At 75.7% G+C, this 18,155-nt stretch carries 16 protein-coding genes and 1 tRNA gene; 13 read left to right on the top strand and 4 right to left on the bottom strand.

Annotated features, from left to right (window positions below):
* Positions 1-509, top strand: a 509-nt coding sequence (locus AC07FV_RS26840; RefSeq protein WP_479089827.1) for a hypothetical protein, incomplete at its 5' end; no start/stop codon positions are given.
* The gene (locus AC07FV_RS26835) at positions 506-664 is read left to right on the top strand and encodes a DUF6760 family protein (RefSeq protein ID WP_167392550.1); all 159 of its coding nucleotides are present in this window, start codon (positions 506-508) and stop codon (positions 662-664) included. The genes AC07FV_RS26840 and AC07FV_RS26835, both read left to right, overlap by 4 nt.
* Before the next feature lie 1,016 nt (positions 665-1,680).
* On the opposite strand, the gene AC07FV_RS26830 is transcribed toward AC07FV_RS26835, so the two are convergent.
* Entirely contained in the window at positions 1,681-2,496 is an 816-nt protein-coding gene (locus AC07FV_RS26830) for a hypothetical protein (RefSeq protein WP_479089826.1), read from the bottom strand.
* Between the two features lie 1,498 nt (positions 2,497-3,994).
* Here AC07FV_RS26830 and AC07FV_RS26825 point away from each other — a divergent pair.
* From AC07FV_RS26825 to AC07FV_RS26790, 8 genes are all read left to right on the top strand, one after another.
* The gene (locus AC07FV_RS26825) at positions 3,995-4,516 is read left to right on the top strand and encodes an extensin (RefSeq protein ID WP_479089824.1); all 522 of its coding nucleotides are present in this window, start codon (positions 3,995-3,997) and stop codon (positions 4,514-4,516) included.
* 87 nt (positions 4,517-4,603) lie between these two features.
* Positions 4,604-5,026: a phage tail protein gene (locus tag AC07FV_RS26820; RefSeq protein ID WP_121747713.1), complete on the top strand. Its 423-nt coding sequence runs from the start codon at positions 4,604-4,606 to the stop codon at positions 5,024-5,026.
* Between the two features lie 28 nt (positions 5,027-5,054).
* Entirely contained in the window at positions 5,055-5,777 is a 723-nt protein-coding gene (locus tag AC07FV_RS26815; RefSeq protein WP_383644307.1) for a CIS tube protein, read from the top strand.
* Positions 5,777-7,714 (top strand): VgrG-related protein, encoded by a 1,938-nt coding sequence (locus AC07FV_RS26810; protein WP_479089822.1) that lies wholly within the window; start codon positions 5,777-5,779, stop codon positions 7,712-7,714. The genes AC07FV_RS26815 and AC07FV_RS26810 overlap by 1 nt, the downstream gene beginning before the upstream one ends.
* A 31-nt stretch (positions 7,715-7,745) precedes the next feature.
* Complete coding sequence (locus AC07FV_RS26805) at positions 7,746-8,207, top strand: GPW/gp25 family protein (protein ID WP_479089821.1); 462 nt, start codon at positions 7,746-7,748, stop codon at positions 8,205-8,207.
* Positions 8,207-10,165 (top strand): putative baseplate assembly protein, encoded by a 1,959-nt coding sequence (locus tag AC07FV_RS26800; RefSeq protein WP_479089820.1) that lies wholly within the window; start codon positions 8,207-8,209, stop codon positions 10,163-10,165. Before AC07FV_RS26805 ends, AC07FV_RS26800 begins: the two co-directional genes overlap by 1 nt.
* Before the next feature lie 59 nt (positions 10,166-10,224).
* A complete protein-coding gene (locus AC07FV_RS26795; protein WP_479090058.1) occupies positions 10,225-10,734 on the top strand; it encodes a phage tail protein in 510 nt (169 codons plus the stop codon).
* On the top strand, positions 10,731-12,227 hold the full coding sequence (locus tag AC07FV_RS26790) for an NADase-type glycan-binding domain-containing protein (RefSeq protein ID WP_479089818.1): 1,497 nt from the start codon (positions 10,731-10,733) through the stop codon (positions 12,225-12,227). The genes AC07FV_RS26795 and AC07FV_RS26790 overlap by 4 nt, the downstream gene beginning before the upstream one ends.
* 59 nt (positions 12,228-12,286) lie before the next feature.
* Here the strand turns inward: AC07FV_RS26790 and AC07FV_RS26785 are convergent.
* Positions 12,287-12,360, bottom strand: a tRNA-Thr gene (locus tag AC07FV_RS26785).
* A gap of 220 nt (positions 12,361-12,580) precedes the next feature.
* On the opposite strand from AC07FV_RS26785, the gene msiK reads away from it, so the two are divergent.
* The 3 genes from msiK to AC07FV_RS26770 all read left to right on the top strand — a co-directional run bounded on the left by msiK (position 12,581) and on the right by AC07FV_RS26770 (position 15,162).
* Positions 12,581-13,717, top strand: coding sequence for a diacetylchitobiose ABC transporter ATP-binding protein MsiK (msiK, locus tag AC07FV_RS26780; protein WP_479089817.1), 1,137 nt, complete (start codon positions 12,581-12,583; stop codon positions 13,715-13,717).
* A 212-nt stretch (positions 13,718-13,929) separates the two neighbouring features.
* Complete coding sequence (locus tag AC07FV_RS26775; protein WP_383650441.1) at positions 13,930-14,385, top strand: hypothetical protein; 456 nt, start codon at positions 13,930-13,932, stop codon at positions 14,383-14,385.
* 42 nt (positions 14,386-14,427) lie between these two features.
* Positions 14,428-15,162, top strand: coding sequence for a nucleotidyltransferase family protein (locus AC07FV_RS26770; protein ID WP_356608525.1), 735 nt, complete (start codon positions 14,428-14,430; stop codon positions 15,160-15,162).
* A gap of 132 nt (positions 15,163-15,294) precedes the next feature.
* On the opposite strand, the gene AC07FV_RS26765 is transcribed toward AC07FV_RS26770, so the two are convergent.
* Complete coding sequence (locus tag AC07FV_RS26765) at positions 15,295-17,016, bottom strand: DoxX family protein (RefSeq protein WP_479089816.1); 1,722 nt, start codon at positions 17,014-17,016, stop codon at positions 15,295-15,297.
* 118 nt (positions 17,017-17,134) lie between these two features.
* The gene (gene rlmB, locus AC07FV_RS26760; protein WP_479089815.1) at positions 17,135-18,079 is read right to left on the bottom strand and encodes a 23S rRNA (guanosine(2251)-2'-O)-methyltransferase RlmB; all 945 of its coding nucleotides are present in this window, start codon (positions 18,077-18,079) and stop codon (positions 17,135-17,137) included.
* Between the last annotated feature and the right edge of the window lie 76 nt (positions 18,080-18,155).

Genomic DNA, 18,155 nt, shown 5'->3' with positions numbered 1-18,155 from the left:
TCCCCCGTCCTCTTTCCTCTCCCCCCCCCCCCCCCCCCCCCCCCCCCCCCCCCCCCCCCCCCCCCCCCCCCCCCCCCCCCCCCCCCCCCCCCCCCCCCCCACCTCCGGAGACTCCTGCCGAGGCGGTTCCGCGGCAGCAGCTGCGCACCGAGTTCCCCTTCGAGCTGCCGCGCGGCTACGTCGACGACTCGGGCACGGTGCACCGGGACGGCGTGATGCGCCTGTCGACGGCGCGGGACGAACTCATCCCGCTGCGCGACGTGCGGGTGCAGGAGAACCCGGCCTACCTGTCGGTGGTGCTGCTCGGCCGGGTGATCACCCGGCTGGGCACCCTGGCGATGGTGCACGACGGGATCGTGGAGAACATGTTCGCCTCCGACCTCGCGTTCCTCCAGGACTTCTACCGGCAGATCAACGCGGAGGGCCACACCCGCGCGGCCGTCCAGTGCCCGCACTGCACGGAGCCCTTCGAGGTGGAACTCGGCGGGAGCCGCCTGGGGGAATCGTGACGTACGCGACCGACCGGCTGCACGAGGAGATCGCGTACGTCGCCTACCACTTCCACTGGAGCCTGGAGGCGATCCTGGACCTGGAGCACCAGGACCGCCGCCGGTACACGGACCAGATCGCGTCCCTCGTGACGCGGGGCGCGGCGGAGGGCTGATCGGTGGGATTCCTGGACCGGCTGCGAGGCCGTGGCGCCGGCACGCCGGACGGCGCGGGCACGGGCGGGGGCGGGGGTACGGCGGACACGTCGGGCACGGCGAGTGCGTCGCGTCCGGCCGGGGCGTCGGGTACGACCGCTTCCGCGCCCGCTAACGCTACGGCGCCCGCTTCCGCTCCCCCGCCCGTGGCCGTCGCCGCCTGGTCGGGTCTGCCGCCGATCCAGCGGGCCACGGGGGGCGCCCGTACGGGGGTCGCGGACGCCGGGTTCGGCGGCCGGCTGCCGACCTGGCAGAACCCGTCGTTCACGGGAGCGCCGTCCCCCGCGGTGCTGGACCCGGCGGCGGGCCACGGCATGCTGTCCGGCGCGTTCGCCGAGTCGGCCCGGCCGGGAGCGGGGCCCCAGGGTCCCGCTCCGTCCCAGCCGCCGTCGGCGCCGGCGGGCGCGGCCCCGGTGCAGCGGATGCCGGTCGTGCCGCTGCGGGCGATACCCACGACGGCCCCGTCGACGCCCACGGGCCCCGTGCGGGGCGCGGGTACGGGCGCGGGTACGGGGGCGGAGGCGGCCGTCCCGCCCGCGACAGCGCCCGCACAGGCCGCGCCGGTCCGGCGGGCGCGGTCCACCGACCCGGCGTCGTCCGACGCACCGGCCACCACGCCGCCCCGGGCCGCCCGCGGGGTCCGCGTGTCACCGGTGCCGTCCGCGGCACCTCACTCCCGGACTCCGCTGACCAGGGCTCCCTCCGGGTCGGCGGCCGTGCAGCGCCGGTCCCTGCCCGCGAGCCGCCGGACCACCGACGCCCCGGCGGCCGCACCGGGCCCGGCACCGTCGTCGGCGGACGGCGACCGAGCGGACCCCGGCCCGGCCCCGGTCCCGGCCGCGCCCTCCCCGGCCCGCCCGTCCGGCGCCGCGCCGTCCCCACCGACGGCACCGAGATCCGCCCCGCCGCCCCCGTCCGGCGGCGGCGACACCACCGGCCTGCCCGTACAGCGCGCGGTGCCGCGCTCCGATGCCGGTCAGCGGCCCGCGGGCCGCCGTACCGCCCCGGCCTCCGCGCCTCCCGCGCGCGGCACGGGACCCACCCGCGCTGCCACCGGCGAGGCCGGCACCCCCGTACCGCGCGCCACACCGCAACCCGGCCCCGCGCCGACGACCCCCGCCCGGCAGACCGCCCCGGCGCCCGCACCCGCCCCGTCCGGCGACAGCCCGCCGAACGCTGCCCCCGTCCAGCGCGCGCGGGCCCGGACCGGCCCCGCACCGGCCACCACCCCGGCCACCGCGCCCGGCGCCCCACCGCGCCCGACGGTGAACGGCCCCGCTCCCGCCCCCGGTTCCGGCGCCGCGAGCACGGCCGGCCCCGTCGCGGACGGCCGGACCGCCGCACCGGACGCCCCCGGCAGAGCGGTGCGGCGCGTCGTACCGCAGCCCGGCACCACGGCGGGCGACGGCGGCGCCGCACGGGCGGCCCGGACCACGCCCCCGGCCGGCGCCGACACGCCGGTGCAGCGGGCGGTGACCCGGCCCGGACCCACCCGGAGCGACGTGAGCGGCAGCCGTCCGGCATCCCCGGCGGTGCCCGCGTCCCCGCCCGCCTCCGGCCGGTCGGCCACCTCGGCCGACGGTGCGCCGGGCACATCACCCGTGCGGCCTGCGGCGGCGCACCCCGCCCCCGTCCCGCCGTCGTCCGGCGCCGGCCCCGCGCGTTCCGTCCGCACCCCGGGGGCGCCGTCCCCGGGCCCGGCACCGTCGCCGGCACCGTCACGGCCACCGGCCCATGCGTCGGCACCGTCGCCGTCTCCGTCGGGTGCCACCCCGCCCGTCCAGCGGGTCACCGCACCGCGCAACCCCTCCACCACCGGCCGCACGGCGCCCCCCGGCACCCCGGCCCGGCCCACCGCCTCACCGTCCGACCGCTCCCCCGCGGTCCCCGGGAAGCGCGACGCGCGCCGAGCCGAAACGGCCCCCCAGGGCACCGCCCCCCGGCCGGCGGCCCCGCCCCCGCCGGTGCAGCGAGCGGCGATCCGGACCGGCCCCACGTCCACCCCGGGCCACGCCACCGGCACACCCCCGGCGTCCCGCCCACCGACCGGCAACACCCCGCCGACCGGCAACAATTCGACGTCCGGCGGCGCGACGACCGCACCGTCAGGCCGCCCCGCAGCCGGGGGAAGCGCGCCCGCGCCCTCCCGCGGCCCCCGTGGCACGACCGAGCCGCCGCGCCCCGCCCCCGCCTCGCACCCCGCCCCCGCCTCACCTCCCGTCGCCCCGCCCGGCGGCGCCCAGCCCCCCGTACAGCGGCAGGCGGCACCCGCCGACCTGGCGAAGCCGCCCCACCCCACGCAGCCCACGCACCCCCGGCAGCCCACGCAACCCCGGCAGTCCGCGCAGCCCCCGCGCCCCGCCCCGGCCCGCCACGCCCCCGCCGCACCCACCCCGGCCGCGTCCACGCCCACGGCCGCCGCCCCGCCCCCGGTACAGCGCTCCGCGGCAGCCCGGGCGGCCACGGCACCGAACCCGCCCGCCGCCGCGCATCCCGCCACCTCACCGCCCGCCGGCACCGGCGCGGGACCGGCCGCCGTTCCTCTCTCCCACCCGGGGGCCGAGAAGCCGACCGCCGCCGCCCCCGCACGACCGGTGCAGCGCAGCGTCACGGCGCCCCGGCCGGGGCTCGGCGCTCCCCTGTCGTCCCGACCCGCCGCCCCGGCAGGCCAGCCCGTGGGACCCGCCGCCGCCTCGCGCCCGGCCCCCGGCCCGGCACCGTCGGCACCGTCGGTCCCTGCCACCCCGGCCCCCCGCCCCGCACCGGCGGCCCCCTCCTCCCCGGCGCCGCGGCGTTCCCCCCTCGGTGCTCCCCGCTCCGCCCCGCCGGCCGACGCCACCTCCCTCACCGCACGCTCGTCGGCGGCGGTACCAACCCCCGGCACCGGCCGCGCCGCCGCCCGTTCACCGTTGCCGTCGCCGTTGCCGCCGGTCCAGCGGGCCACCGCCCCGTCCGGCCCGGCCCCCACCGTCACGGCACCGGCGCCGCCCTTCACATCCGCGCCCCCCGCCGTACCCGTACCGGCGCCCCCGACCGGCCCCTTTCCCACCCCCGTACCGGCACCCCCGTCCGGCCCGGCCTCCGCCCTCCCGGCACCGGTCCCGCCCGTCACCCCGGCGCCCCCCGCCGTACCCGTACCGGCGTCCCCGACCGGCCCCGCGCCCACGACCGCCGCGCACCGGACCGAACGCCCCGTCGTCCAGCGCTCCGCCCGGCCCGCCCCCGCCCGGGCCGTACCGCTGCGCCGGCCCGCGCCCGCCGGGGCCACGGCCACCGGGGCCCCGCTCCCCGTGGCCCCCCTCGCTCCCCCCGCGCCGTCACCCTCGGACCCGCCGCGGCCGGTCGTCGCACCGACGGCGCCGCCGGCACCCACGGCACCCGGAGCCGCCTCCGCACCCGGCGCCGCCCCCGCGCCCCCCGTCCAGCGCCTCTTCGGCCGGCACCGCACCACCGGTGCCCTCGCCGCCGCGACGTCGGTCGCCGTGGCCGAGACCCTGAGCCGCCTGCACACCCCGCCGCGCCGGCCCGCCCCGGCCGACCCGCCGCCGCCCTACAGCCCGCCGGAGACCCCGGGCGCCGCACCGCCCGGCGGCCCGCCCCCGCAGTCGCCGCACGCCGCCTCCCCGGCCCGGGAGGACCCGCCCCCGGCGTACACGGCGGTCCCGGCCGGCGGCTTCGACCCGCGCGCACTCACCGAGTTCCAGCTGGACGAACTGGTGCACCGCATCGTCGGCCGCGTCACCCGCCAGGTCCGTACCGAACTGCGCATGGACCGCGAACGGATCGGCAGACTCCGCGACCCCCGCCACTGACCGGCCCACCGCTCCCCGCACCCCACCCGCTCCCGACCGCGACGCGCCTGCCCCACCTGCCCCGCCCGACAGAAAGGCCCACCCCCGATGCCCCGCCAGGACCCGGGCTCCACGATCTGGTTCACCCTCACCATCGACGGCGAGAGCCTCGGCTACTGGAACGGGTGCGAAGGCCTGTCGTCCCAGGTGGAGATCGAGCAGCGCCAGGAGGGCGGCAACAACGGGTTCGTGTGGCAACTGCCCACCCGTGTCTCCTTCTCCAACATCCGCCTGACCCGCCCCCTCACGCCGGACACGACCAAGGTCGCCAAGTGGATCTCCTCCGTCCAGACGGGGATCAAGCGGCCGACCGCGCAGATCTCCGCGCTGCGCGCGGACGGCTCGCTGGTCGCCCGCTGGGGGCTCATCGACGTACTGCCCGTCAGCTGGCAGGGCCCCAGCCTCGACCCCGGCAACCCGGCCGTGGCCAACGAGGTACTGGAGATCACCCACCACGGCTTCACCGACTGACGGCGTCGCGGAGCAGAGAGGAAGACCCATGGCACAGAGCGGCAAGGGCGCCGGCAAGAGCCTCGTACGCGCCAACCTCGCCATCCACGAGCCCCCCACCGGCACGACCACCACACCCGGGGCGCTGATGCGCACCTTCGGCTTCGAGTTCAACCCGGCCCAGCTGTCCCTCTCCCAGCGGACCCAGTGGAAGGCGACGCCGACGGCGGCCGTGCGCAAGGCCGCGAAGCCGCAGTTCATGGGCGCCGAGCCGCGGGAGATGACGCTGGAGATCTTCCTGGACTCCTCCACCAGGCCGGGCGGCAACACCGTTCTGAAGAAGGTCGAGTCGCTGCTGCGCTGCTGCGAGGTGACCGCCAAGAGCCTCGCCGCCGACCAGCCGTCGCCGCCCTGGGTGGTCTTCGAGTGGGGCTCCTTCTCCACGGCCCGGTTCACCGCGTACGTCGCCTCCGTCGAGGCCTCCTACACCCTCTTCGGCACCACCGGCATCCCCATCCGCGCCACCTGCCAGGTGCACCTCGTCGAGATCCCCGGCCCGACCCGGGGGCAGAACCCGACCTCGGGCGCGCTCACCGCCCAGCGCGTGCACCGGGTCGTCGCCGGGGACTCGCTCCAGTCGCTGGCCTGGCGCGAGTACGGCAGCGCGAACGCGTGGCGGGCGATCGCCGAGGCCAACGGCATCGACGACCCCGCGCGCCTGCCGACCGGCACCGAACTCATGCTGCCCGCCGCCGAGGAGGTGCCGCACTGATGGTGCGCCCCGCGTTCTCCAGCATCGTCCAGGTCCGGATCGGTGCCGCGAAGCTGCCCGACGACATCGCCCTGATGCTCGTCGACGGCTGGGTCGACCAGGGCATCGGCGTGCCCGCCGCCTTCCGCATCACCTTCCGCGACCCCGACCACCTGGTCCTCGGCAAGCTGAACGTGCAGTTCGGCACCCGGGTGGTGATCACCCCGGTGGCCGACGGCCAGGGCGTCGGCAAACCCCTGCTGACCGGCGAGGTCACCGCCATGGAGGCCGACTACGACGGCACCGGCAGCTACACCGTCATCCGCGGCTACGACTTCGGGCACCGCATGATGCGCCAGCGCCGCGTGGCCGCCTACCGCAACCAGAAGGCCTCCGACATCGCCCGCAAACTCGCCGCCATGGACGGCGTGTCCATCGGCCGGATCGAGCCGACGAAGGGCGCATACGGGTTCATCAGCCAGTCCAACGTGACCGACTGGGACTTCCTCGCCCGGCTCGCCGACGAGAACAACATGGTGATGTCCGTGGACGCCAAGGGGAAGTTCCGGTTCGTCAGGCCGACCCCGGCCGCCGGGGCGCCCTCCCCGAAGACCGACGGCGACCAGAGCGCCTTCGTCCTCCAGGCCCGGCACGACATCATGCGGCTGCGGGCCGCGGTGACCGCCGCCGACCAGACCGGCAAGGTCGAGTCGCGCGGCTGGAACGTCACCACCAAGAAGAAGATCACCGAGGTCGCGCCCGCCACCACCGACCCGGGCCTCACCATCGGCTCCACCCCGGGCGAGGCCGCCGGCAGGTTCAAGGCGGCCAAACTCGTCGAGACCGCCAACCCCTACGACCGCCAGGACGAGGTCCGGCACGCCGCGCAGTCCCTCGCCGCCGACGTCACGTCCTCCTTCGCCGAACTGGAGATCGCGGTCAAGGGCAGCCCCGACCTGCGGCCCGGCGTACCCGTGGCGCTCAGCGACGTCGGCAAGCCCTTCGAGGGCAAGTACACCGTCACCTCCGTACGCCACCACTTCGGCGACAGCGAGCCCTACCAGTCCTGGATCACCGTCAGCGGACGCCAGTGGCGCTCCCTGTACGGGCTGGCCTCGGGCGGCGGCGGCGGTGCGGACCCGGCGAGCGCCGCCCGCATCCCCAGCGTCGCCAACGCCATCGTCACCGACGTCCAGGACCCGCTGAAGCAGGGCAGGGTCAAGCTCCAGTTCCCGTGGCTGGACGACGCCTACGTCAGCGACTGGACGCGCAGCGTGCAGCTGGGCGGCGTGGGCGGCGGCGGCGTCTTCCCCATGGACGTCGGCGACGAGGTGCTGGTCGCCTTCGACCGGGGGGCACTGGACCACCCGTTCGTCATCGGCGGGCTCTACAACGGCCGGGACCTGCCCACCAAGGTCGACGTCCCGCTGCACGACGGCCTGAAGAAGAAGGCCGCCCGGCACACCCTGTCCGACCGCCAGGGCAACCGCGTCGACCTGCTCAGCCAGCGCACCGGCGGGCGCAGGCAGGGGGTCCGCATCGCCAGCGGCAACGACAAGCTCACCATCAACCTCGACCGCACCAAGACCGAGATCACCGTGGACAGCGCGGGCACGGTCAGCATCACCGGCAGCCGCTCGGTGTCGGTGGAGGCGGGCACCAGCCTGTCGCTCAGCGCCGGACGCTCCCTGACCATCAAGAGCGGCGGCCCGCTCACCCTCCAGGGCGGCAGCGTGATCAACATGCGCAGCGCCGGCCAGATCGGGGTGAACGCGGGAGGTGCCCTGAACCTGGTGGCGGGCGGCGCGGCGAGCCTGACCGGCGGGGCCGCCACGAACATCACCGGCGGCGCCAGCCTCCAGCTCAACTCCGCCACGACGAGGGTCGTCGGAGCGAGCTTCTCCGTCCTGGCCCCCTCGTTCAAGGTCATCACGATCCCCGTGCCGGGTGCGTCGTGAACCGTCCCCGCGGAAGGCAGGTGGCCCTCTGATGGCCGAACAGTTCGTCGGCTCCGGCTGGTCGTTCCCGCTGCGCATCGGGCCGACCGGCGGCATCGCCCTGGTCAGCGGCGAGCGCGAGATCGAGGAGGCCATGCAGCTGGTGCTGGCCACCGCCCCGGGCGAGCGGCCGATGCGGCCCGAGTTCGGCTGCGCCATCCACGACCTGGTCTTCGCCCCGGTCAACGAGCAGACCGCCGGCCGCATCCAGCACGAGGTGTACACGAGCCTGGACCGCTGGGAGCCGCGCATCGAGGTCCACCAGGTGGAGGTCACCACCGGCGGCGACCAGAGCGTCCTCTACATCGACGTGCGCTACTCGATCCGCGGCACCAACAACCCGCGCAGCCTCGTCTTCCCGTTCTACGTCATCCCCTCCCACGACGAGCCGGACCTCACCGAGGGTCCCGCCGGCCCCGCGGGCCTCCCGGGCTCTCCCGAAAGCGACCGCTGATGTCCCTGCCCTCCCCCAACCTCGACGACCGCCGCTTCCAGCAGTTCGTCGACGACGCCAAGCGCTACATCCAGCAGCGCGCCCCGGAGTGGACCGACCACAACGTCTCCGACCCCGGCGTCACCCTCGTCGAGACGGTCGCCCACATGGCCGACCAGATCGTCTACCGGCTCAACCGGGTACCGGAGAAGAACCACCTCGCCTTCCTCGACCTGGTCGGCATCACCCTCTTCCCGCCGTCCGCCGCCCGCACGGACGTCACCTTCTGGCTGTCCGCGCCGCAAGAGGACACGGTCCTGGTCCCGGCCGGCACCGAGGTCGCCACCCTGCGCACCGAGCGGGACGAGGCCGTCGTCTTCGCCACCGTCGGCGACCTGACCGTCCTGCCGTGCGCGCTCGGCCGGCTGATGGTGCAGCACCGCGGCGAGGCCGTCACCGACCGGACCACGGACCTCGCCGAGGGCCAGCACCTGATGTGCTTCTCCGAGGCCCCGGCCCCCGGCGACTGCATGCTCATCGGCCTCACCGCGGCCGTCCCGCACTGCGCGCTCGCCCTGGAACTCGACAGCCGCGTCGACGGCGTCGGCGTCGACCCCCGCCAGCCGCCCCTGGTGTGGGAGGCCTGGACCGAGGACGGCTGGCAGCCCTGCGAGGTCGACCGGGACGGCACCGGCGGCCTCAACCGCCCCGGCGACATCGTGCTCCACGTCCCCGGCGGGCACGTCCTGTCCCGCAACGGCGGCCAGGAGGCCGGCTGGATCCGCTGCCGGGTCACCGACCCGCTGCCCGGCCAGCCGTTCTACACGACCTCGCCGACCATCCACTCCGCCGAGGCGTACACCATCGGCGGCACCACCGGCACCGTGCACGCCGAGACCGTGCACGACGAGGCCCTCGGCGAGTCCACCGGCCTGCCCGGCCAGCGGCTGCGGCTCGAACACGCCCCCGTCGTCGCCGACGACCCGCCCGTCGTCCTCCAGACCGCCGCCGACGACGGCTGGCAGGACTGGCAGGTCGTCCCGCACTTCGCCGGCTCCCGGCCCGGCGACCACCACATCACCCTGGACGCCGCGACCGGCCGGATCGCCTTCGGCCCCGCCGTCCGCGAGGCCGACGGCACCCTGCGCCAGTACGGCGCCGTCGCCCCCAAGGGCGCCGTCGTCCGCGCCCTGCGCTACCGCACCGGCGGCGGCCGGGCCGGCAACGTGGCCCGCGGCGCCGTCCAGGTGCTGCGCACCTCCATCCCGTACGTCTCCGAGGTCGTCAACCGCGAGGCCGCGCGGGGCGGTGTGGACGGCGAGACCGTCGAGGAGGCGAAGCTGCGGGCCCCGATCACGCTACGGGCCCAGGAGCGCGCCGTGACCCTGCGGGACTACGAGGAACTCGCCCGCCGGGCCGCCCCCGAGACCGCCCGGATCACCTGCCTGGAGGGCGAGGAGGGCGACCACGGGGCCTACGCGGTCCGCGTCCTGGTCGTGCCGCAGGCCGTGCCCGACCCCGGCGGGCGGCTCCGCTTCGAGCAGCTCGTCCCCGGCGACGCCCTGCTGGACCGCATCACCCGCCACCTCGACGAACGCCGCCTGATCGGCACCCGTCTCGCCGTCGGCCCGCCGTACTACCAGGGCGTCACCGTCGTCGCGACCGTGCACGCCTTCCGCGGCGTCGACACCGACCGCGTCCGCCGCCGGGCCCACGACGCCCTCTACCGGCACCTGGACCCGCTCACCGGCGGCGCCGACGGCACGGGCTGGCCCTTCGGCCGCCCCGTGCAGGCCGGCGAGGTCTTCGCCGTCCTCCAGCGGGTCCCCGGCGTCGAACTCGTCGACGAGGTCGTCCTGCACCCCGCCGACCCGCTCACCGGCAAGCGCGGCGACCCCACCGACCGCATCGACCTCGAAGCGCCCGCGCTGGTCTTCTCCTTCGACCACCGGGTCCGCGTGATCGGGGACAACGGGTGACGGCCGGCTCCCGCCGGGGCTCCGTCGACGGCCTCGGCTCCTCGTTGCCCATCGGCTCGATGCTCCCGGCCGTCTTCGCCGACGACGACCTCGCCCAGCGCTTCGTCGGCGGCCTCGACGACGTCCTCGCCCCGATCCTGAACGTCCTGGACTGCCTGGACGCCTACTTCGACCCCGCCCTCACCCCGGCCGACTTCGCCCGGTGGCTCGGCACCTGGGTCGGCGCCGAGACCGACGGCACCGAACCCGAGGACCGGCTGCGCGCCGCCGTGTCCGCCGCCGCCCGCCTGCACCGCGTACGCGGCACCCGGCGCGGTCTGTCCGAGGCGGTGCGGCTCGCGTTCGGCGTCGCACCCGAGATCACCGAGAGCGGCGGCGCCGCCTGGAACGCCCGCCCGCTGGGCCCCTTCCCCGGCGCCCCGCGCCCCCGCCTCCACGTCGCCCTGCGGCTGCCCGACCCGTCCCCGGCCGACACCCACCGCCTGGACCGGCTCGTCGCCGCCGCCCGCCCCGCCCACATGCCCTACACCGTCGAAGTGACCGCCCCCGAAAGGACCCCGGAGAGATGACCACCCAGAACTGCGCCGAGTGCGGAACCCGCGCGGAACCGGGCCAGTCCTTCTGCGACGCGTGCGGCGCCGTACTCCGCTGGGACCAGGCCGGCGGCGCCCGCACCACGCAGCCGGCGGCCTCCTCGCCCGACCGGGACCCCGGCTGGGACGCCTTCTCGCGCCCCGGCCCGGGCGGCACCGGCGTGCCCCCCGCCCGCAACGGCCTGCCCGCCCCGGAGCCCACCGGCGGCAGGCGCGGGGACGACGGCACCGCCGGCCCGCCGATGGTGCCGCACCCGCGCCGCCCGGCCGACGCGGACGGCCCCGGCGGAACGGACCCCGCGGGACCGGCCGCCGCCGCGCACGCACCGGGCACCCCGGACCGCACCGCCGACGACCCGGCGGCCCCGCCCCGGGAACCCGGCGCCGCGACCGCGGGAGCCGCGGGGACCACCGCGGGACCGGCCGCACCCCGCGTACCCGGGACCGCCGCCGGAGGCACCGCACCCTCCGCACCCCCCGCCACCGGCCCCCGCACCCCCGACGTCGACGAGACCGCCCCCACCACGCCGGTACCGTCCGCCCCGGCCCCGAACGCCCTCACCGACACCATGTCCGACCGGGCCCGCTCCCTCCTCGTCCCCGTCGCCGACCCGAACGCCCCCGCGCCCGCCGCGCCCCCCGCCGTCGCGCCCGTCCTGCCCGGCCGCCCCGACGCCGACCGGCCTCAGGTCCGCGCGCCCGGCCACCAGCCGGACTTCGCCGACGGCCCGCCCTGCCCGTGGTGCTCCACCCCCAACCGCCCCGACCGCCACTACTGCGCCCGCTGCGCGATGCCCCTGGTGCGCACCGGCGAGCACACCACCGCGCCCGCCCCCTGGTGGCGCCGCCTCTTCGGCGGCCGGCGCCGCGAGACCCCCTGGGCCGGCGACCGCCCGCGCCTGCGCCGGGTGTTCGACCGCATCGGCACCTGGATCACCCTCGCCGTCGTCGTCACCCTGGCGGTCCTCGGCTTCGTCTACATCCCCGACGGCATCCAGGCCACCCGCGACCACTTCGCCAAGCGCGCCCCGGTCTCCCCGGACCGGATCACGGCCTCCCGGTCCTACGCCGGCCACAAGCCGGAACTCCTCATCGACAAGCTCAGCAACACCTGGTGGGGCCCGGGCATCTCGCAGTCCGGCCAGGGCCAGTGGTTCGAGGTCTCCTTCACCGAGCCCACCCGCCTGCTGGACCTGATCATCACCCCGGGCGTGTCCACCAAGGCCGACCAGCTGAGCGAGTCCGCCCTGCCGCACCGCGTGCGGGCCGCCGTCACCACCAAGGACGGCCGGACCACGACCCGCGACCTCACCCTCGACCAGGGCCCCGGCGGCCAGCGCCGCCCCTTCCGCGTCGGCGAGGTCACCAAGGTCCGCTTCACCATCGAGTCGGCCCACGCGGCCTCCGCCGACAAGCAGGTCGCCATCGCCGAGATCGAGTTCTTCGGCCCCTCCAGCGCGAACCGCTGACCCACCCGGACACGACGTCGGCCCCCCGGCTCACAGGCCGGGGGGCCGACGTCGTACGGAGCCCCCTGTCGGATTCGAACCGACGACCTACGCATTACAAGTGCGTTGCTCTGGCCATCTGAGCTAAGGAGGCGTCGCGCGGCTGCGCGCGCGGAGGCTGCTCCACTGTACACAGCGGCGGTGAACGATGTGATGCGAAAATTTCGGCGAAGTTCACAGGCCCACAGGTACTGACAGACCAGGTGAACGCCAGGTACCGTCCTGACCCAGTTCACCCGTGTGGACTACACCACACCACCTTCCTACAACGGATCGTCCGGCACGTTCCTGCCGGTAGAAGGGGGCCCATCACCATGGCCACTGTTACGTTCGACAAGGCGACCCGCGTCTACCCGGGTTCCACCAAGCCCGCCGTCGACGGTCTCGACATCGCGATCGAGGACGGCGAGTTCCTCGTCCTCGTCGGACCCTCCGGCTGTGGCAAGTCCACCTCGCTCCGCATGCTCGCGGGGCTCGAGGACGTGAACGGCGGCGCCATCCGCATCGGCGACCGCGACGTCACGCACCTGCCGCCGAAGGACCGGGACATCGCCATGGTGTTCCAGAACTACGCGCTGTACCCGCACATGACGGTCGCCGACAACATGGGCTTCGCGCTCAAGATCGCCGGCGTCAACAAGGCGGAGATCCGGCAGAAGGTCGAGGAGGCCGCGAAGATCCTCGACCTCACCGAGTACCTGGACCGCAAGCCGAAGGCCCTCTCCGGCGGTCAGCGCCAGCGTGTGGCGATGGGCCGCGCGATCGTGCGTGAGCCGCAGGTGTTCCTCATGGACGAGCCGCTGTCCAACCTGGACGCCAAGCTCCGCGTCTCCACCCGTACGCAGATCGCCTCGCTCCAGCGCCGCCTCGGCATCACCACCGTCTACGTCACCCACGACCAGGTCGAGGCCATGACGATGGGCGACCGCGTGGCGGTCCTCAAGGACGGTCTGCTCCAGCAGGTCGACTCGCCGCGCAACATGTACGACAAGCCCGCGAACCTCTTCGTGGCCGGCTTCATCGGCTCCCCCGCCATGAACCTGATCGAGGTGCCGATCACCGACGGCGGCGTGAAGTTCGGCAACAGCGTGGTCCCGGTCAACCGGGACGCCCTGAAGGCCGCCGCCGACAAGGGCGACCGCACGGTCACCGTCGGCGTCCGCCCCGAGCACTTCGACGTGGTCGAGCTGAACGGCGGAGTCTCCGCGAGCCTGTCGAAGAGCAGCGAGGACGCCCCGGCGGGCATGGCGGTCACCGTGAACGTCGTGGAGGAGACCGGCGCCGACGGCTACGTCTACGGCAGCGTCGACGTCGGCGGCGAGAGCAAGGACCTCGTGGTCCGCGTCAGCAGCCGCGCGGTGCCGGAGAAGGGCGCGACCGTCCACGTCGTGCCGCGTCCGGGCGAGAGCCACGTCTTCTCGTCCTCCACGGGCGAGCGCCTCTCCGACTGATTTCACCCGAGTTCCCCCGAGTTGACGAGAAGGGCCCCGCGGCCGGCCGCGGGGCCCTTCTCGTTGTCGACAAATACCCCGGCACAACGGACGTTTCGAGCGACGTACGTCAACCCCCTACCCACTGAGTAGCTCTTCCTCGTCACCCGAAGGGGTGACCAAATGTCGCCATATGGTTACCGGGCGCTACCCTCACTCGCGTGAAGCACTCCGTGAAGCACTCCAGCAACCGACAGACGCGACGCGGCCGGGGCCCCGCCCGCCGGATCGGCCGCTCTCTCGCCTTCGTCCTGCCCGTGGTCCTGGTGCTCTCCGGGACCCTCGCGGTCACCCGGGTCAACTGGTCGGGGGATCCCTCCGACTCGGTGCTCGCCGCGTCGGAGGCCTCCTCCTCGAAGGCCTCCTCCCGGGCCGCCGCCCGCGCGCCGCACGAGGTGCTGCGCGACCGGCTGCTGACGGAACTCCAGGAGGAGGACCCGGGCGTCGCGCTCACCCACCTCCAGCAGGCGGTGAACGAGCGCCCGTCGCTGGCCGGGCACTGCGCCTCCCTGGCCCGCGCCCTGGGCCGCGCCGCGGTCAAGGTGTACGGCCCGACCCGCGCCCAGTCCTACGCGCGCCCGGTCTGCGACACCGCCTTCGCCTCGGGCGTGCTGGCCGCGCACGGCTGATCGCGCTTCGGCGGCCGGTGGGGCGCCGCGTACAGTTCGGGCATGACCGATCCGAACGCCGCGTCCCGCCGCCCCGTTCAAGCCGTCGTCCTGGCCGGCGGACAGGGTTCCCGGCTGCGTCCCTACACCGACGACCGGCCCAAGCCGATGGTCGAGATCCCCGGCACGGGCACTCCGATCATCGGCCACCAGCTCGCCTGGCTCGCCGAGGAGGGCGTGACGGACGTCGTCGTCTCCTGCGGCCATCTGGCCGAGGTGCTCCAGCAGTGGCTGGAGACCGCCGACCTGCCGCTCTCCGTCACCACGGTCGTCGAGACCGAGCCCCTCGGCCGGGGCGGCGGCCTCAAGTACGCCGCCGCGCGCCTCCCGCACCCCGACCGGCCCTGGTACGCCACGAACGGTGACATCTGGACCCGTTTTTCGCTGCGCGACATGGCCGACTTCCACGCCGAGCGGGACGCCGTCGCCACCCTCTCCCTGGCCCGTCCGCGGCTGCCTTGGGGCGCCGTGCAGACGGACGGCTTCGGCCACATCACCGACTTCATCGAGGCACCCCCGTCGACCTTCGAGATCAACGCCGGGGTGTACGTGTTCTCGCCCGGGTTCGCGGCGATGCTCCCGGAACGCGGTGACCACGAGCGGACGACGTTCCCGAGGCTGGCCCGGGAGCGCCGGCTGGCCGGCTTCCCGATCCCGCAGGGCTCCTACTGGCGGGCGATCGACACCGCCAAGGACCTGACGGAGGCGGCCCGCGAACTGGCCGCCCAGGGTCGCTGAAGCCTCCGGAGCCCCCGGGGCGGCCTCCCGGACGTCCCGGGCACCCCCGGCGCCCGTGACACGCAGCAGGGGCCCCGCACGGACGACGTGCGGGGCCCCTCGGCGTGGGTGGGGCCGGTGCGGCCCCTCGGGCTAGCCCAGGAGGCCGCCCACCAGCCGGCTGCCGGGCTCCCCGGTGGTGGAGGAGTCCCCGCCCTCGCTGCCGCTTCCGGTGCCGCCGGTGGAGCCGCTGCCGCCGCCGCCGGTCGTGGTGCCGCCGGAGGTCGGCCCCGCCGTGGTGCTCGGCGCCTGCCCGGCCGGGGTGGACCGCTGCGGCGGGGCCTGGCCCGTGGTGCCCTGGGTCTGGCTGGGCACGGTGCCCCCGGGGGCGGTGCCGCCGCTGTCGCGGGTGGCCCCGGCCGTGGCCGCGGCGTCCTCGGAGGGGGTGGCCGCGCCGCTGGTGGCGCCCTGGGTGGGTGAGGCGGAGGCCTCCGGGGACTTCGGCTCGCGCGTGCCGGGCTCCTGCGGGAGCGGGGAGCCGGGCAGCTCGTTGCGCGGGGCCTCACCGGGCCCGGGCACGACCACGCGGTCGGCGTCCCGGACGGCACCGCCGAGGAGCGAGCCGACGAGGAGGGTGACTCCGGCGACGAGGAAGGTGACGAGCGCGCCGCGCCGCAGGACGTAGCGGCGCAGGTCCCAGATGTCGGCGCGGGGGCCGAGCCGCCGCCAGGCGCTGCCCGCGAGCCGGCCGTCCACGGAGTAGACGGGTGCACCGGCGATGATCAGCGGGGACCAGGCGGCGAGGTAGATGATGTCGGGCGCGTCGTAGACGGGGACGCTCTTCCAGCTGACGGTGAGCAGGAGCGCGGCGGACAGGCCGGCGCCGAAGACGGCGGCGACGCGCTGCCAGCAGCCGAAGATGGTCAGGACGCCCACCAGCACCTGGAGGAAGGCGATGACGAGGCCGGCGCCGACGGGGTGGGCGAGGGCGAACTGGCGCAGGGGCTCGGCGACGTCCCAGGGGTGCAGGGTGTTGAGCCACTTGACCATGGAGCCGCGTTCGCCGCCGTCGAAGTAGACGGGGTCGCAGAGCTTGCCCATGCCGGCGTAGATGGAGATGAAGCCGAGGAAGACGCGCAGCGGCAGCAGCACGACGCCGAGGTTCATGCGGCGGCCGGGGAAGTAGGCGTGCCGCGCCGGGTCGTCGGCGTGGCGCCTGGTGCGCGGCTCGGCCGGTGCGGTCTCGTCCTCGCCGTAGCCGTCGGGGCCGGGGTCGAAGTCCTCGCCGGCGTAGGCGGGTTCGTCGTAGGCGCTGCCGACGGTGCGCATGGCGGGCAGCAGCCGGGTGCCGTCGGGGACGGGGCCCCGCTGGGCGCCCACGAGGGGGGTCTCGAGGGTCTGGGTGGCGGGGCCGTCGTCGTAGCCGTCGTAGCCCTCGTAGCCGTCGTAACCCGGTGCGCCCCCGTCGACGCGGGGGATGACCTGGGTGGCCCCGGCGTCGGCCGGGGCGTCGGCGGTCTGGTCCGCGAGGTGCCGGCCGGCTCCGGCCCGCACCGCCTGGAGCAGACGGTGGGCGCCGGTGTCGTCCGGGTCGGAGCGTCCGCTCCAGACGACGGCGCGGCGCCGGGCGGCGGCCGGGGCGGTGCCCGCGACGGGCATGCGGGCGGTGTCCTGGGTGGCGCTCAAGTGCCGCGCGATCCGCGGGGACCGGGTCCGCTTCGCGGAGGCACCGAGCTGCACGCGGAAACTCGCGTGGTTGACGATGACCTGGGCCGGATCGCTCGGCACCTTCACCATGCTCAGCGCGGGAGCGTCGTCGATTCCCGACGAGCGGTCCCCCGTGGGTGTGCGGGGTGTTCTGGTGTCCACACTCATCTAACCGAGTGATGTGTCGTTAGGACACTGCCTTGACCGGCCGGATCTGTCCGGACCGCGTCAAGCATGTCCGGACCGTCCGGAACACCCCGTACGGGCTACGGTGTCGAACCCTCGTTCACGACCGCCGACGCGCCGCCTCGTACAGCACGATCCCCGCCGCCACACCGGCATTGAGCGACTCGGCCCCACCCGGCATCGGGATCCGCACCAGGTGGTCGCAGGTTTCCCCGACGAGCCGGGACAGGCCCTTGCCCTCGCTGCCGACCACGACGACCACGGGGCCGCCGAGGGCCTCCAGGTCACCGATCTCGACGTCGCCGTCGGCGGCGAGGCCCACGACGGTGATGCCGGCCTTCTGGTACGACTCCAGCGCACGCGTGAGGTTGGTGGCGCGCGCCACCGGCGTACGGGCGGCCGTACCGGCGGACGTCTTCCAGGCACCCGCCGTCATGCCGGCCGCGCGCCGCTCGGGCACGACGACGCCGTGGCCGCCGAAGGCGGAGACGGAGCGGACGACGGCACCGAGGTTGCGCGGGTCGGTCACGCCGTCGAGGGCGACGATCAGCGGGTCGGCGCCCTCGTCGTGGGCGGCGGCGACCAGGTCCTCGGGGTGCGCGTACTCGTAGGGCGGGACCTGGAGGACGAGGCCCTGGTGGTTGAGCCCGTTGGTCATCCGGTCCAGCTCGGGGCGCGGCGCCTCCATGAGGTTGATGTTGCCGCGCTCGGCCGCGAGCTGGAGCGCCTCGCGCACCCGCTCGTCGTTGTCGATGAACTGCTGCACGTAGAGCGTCGAGGCGGGCACGCCCTCACGCAGGGCCTCGTAGACGGGGTTGCGGCCGACGACCAGCTCGGACGTCGACCGTCCGCCGCCGCGTCGCTGCTGCTGCTGGCGTCCCGTGGCGCGGCGCGCCTTCGCGTTGGCGGCACGCTGCTTGACGTGCCCCTTGCGCATCTCGGCGGGAGGCGTGGGCCCCTTGCCTTCCAGGCCCCGGCGTCGCTTGCCGCCGCTGCCGACCTGCGCGCCCTTCTTGCCGGACATGCGGCGGTTGTTCGCGGCCATGAGTTACCTGTCTCCGCTCTCTACGGGAGTGTGCGTGCTGCTTGCTTCACATGCAGTGTGCCGCCCGGGAGGCCGG

The sequence above is a fragment of the Streptomyces sp. NPDC045956 genome (assembly GCF_056430705.1).
The sequence above is the reverse complement of the archived record's forward strand: the minus strand, read 5'-3'. Positions and strand labels throughout refer to the sequence as shown.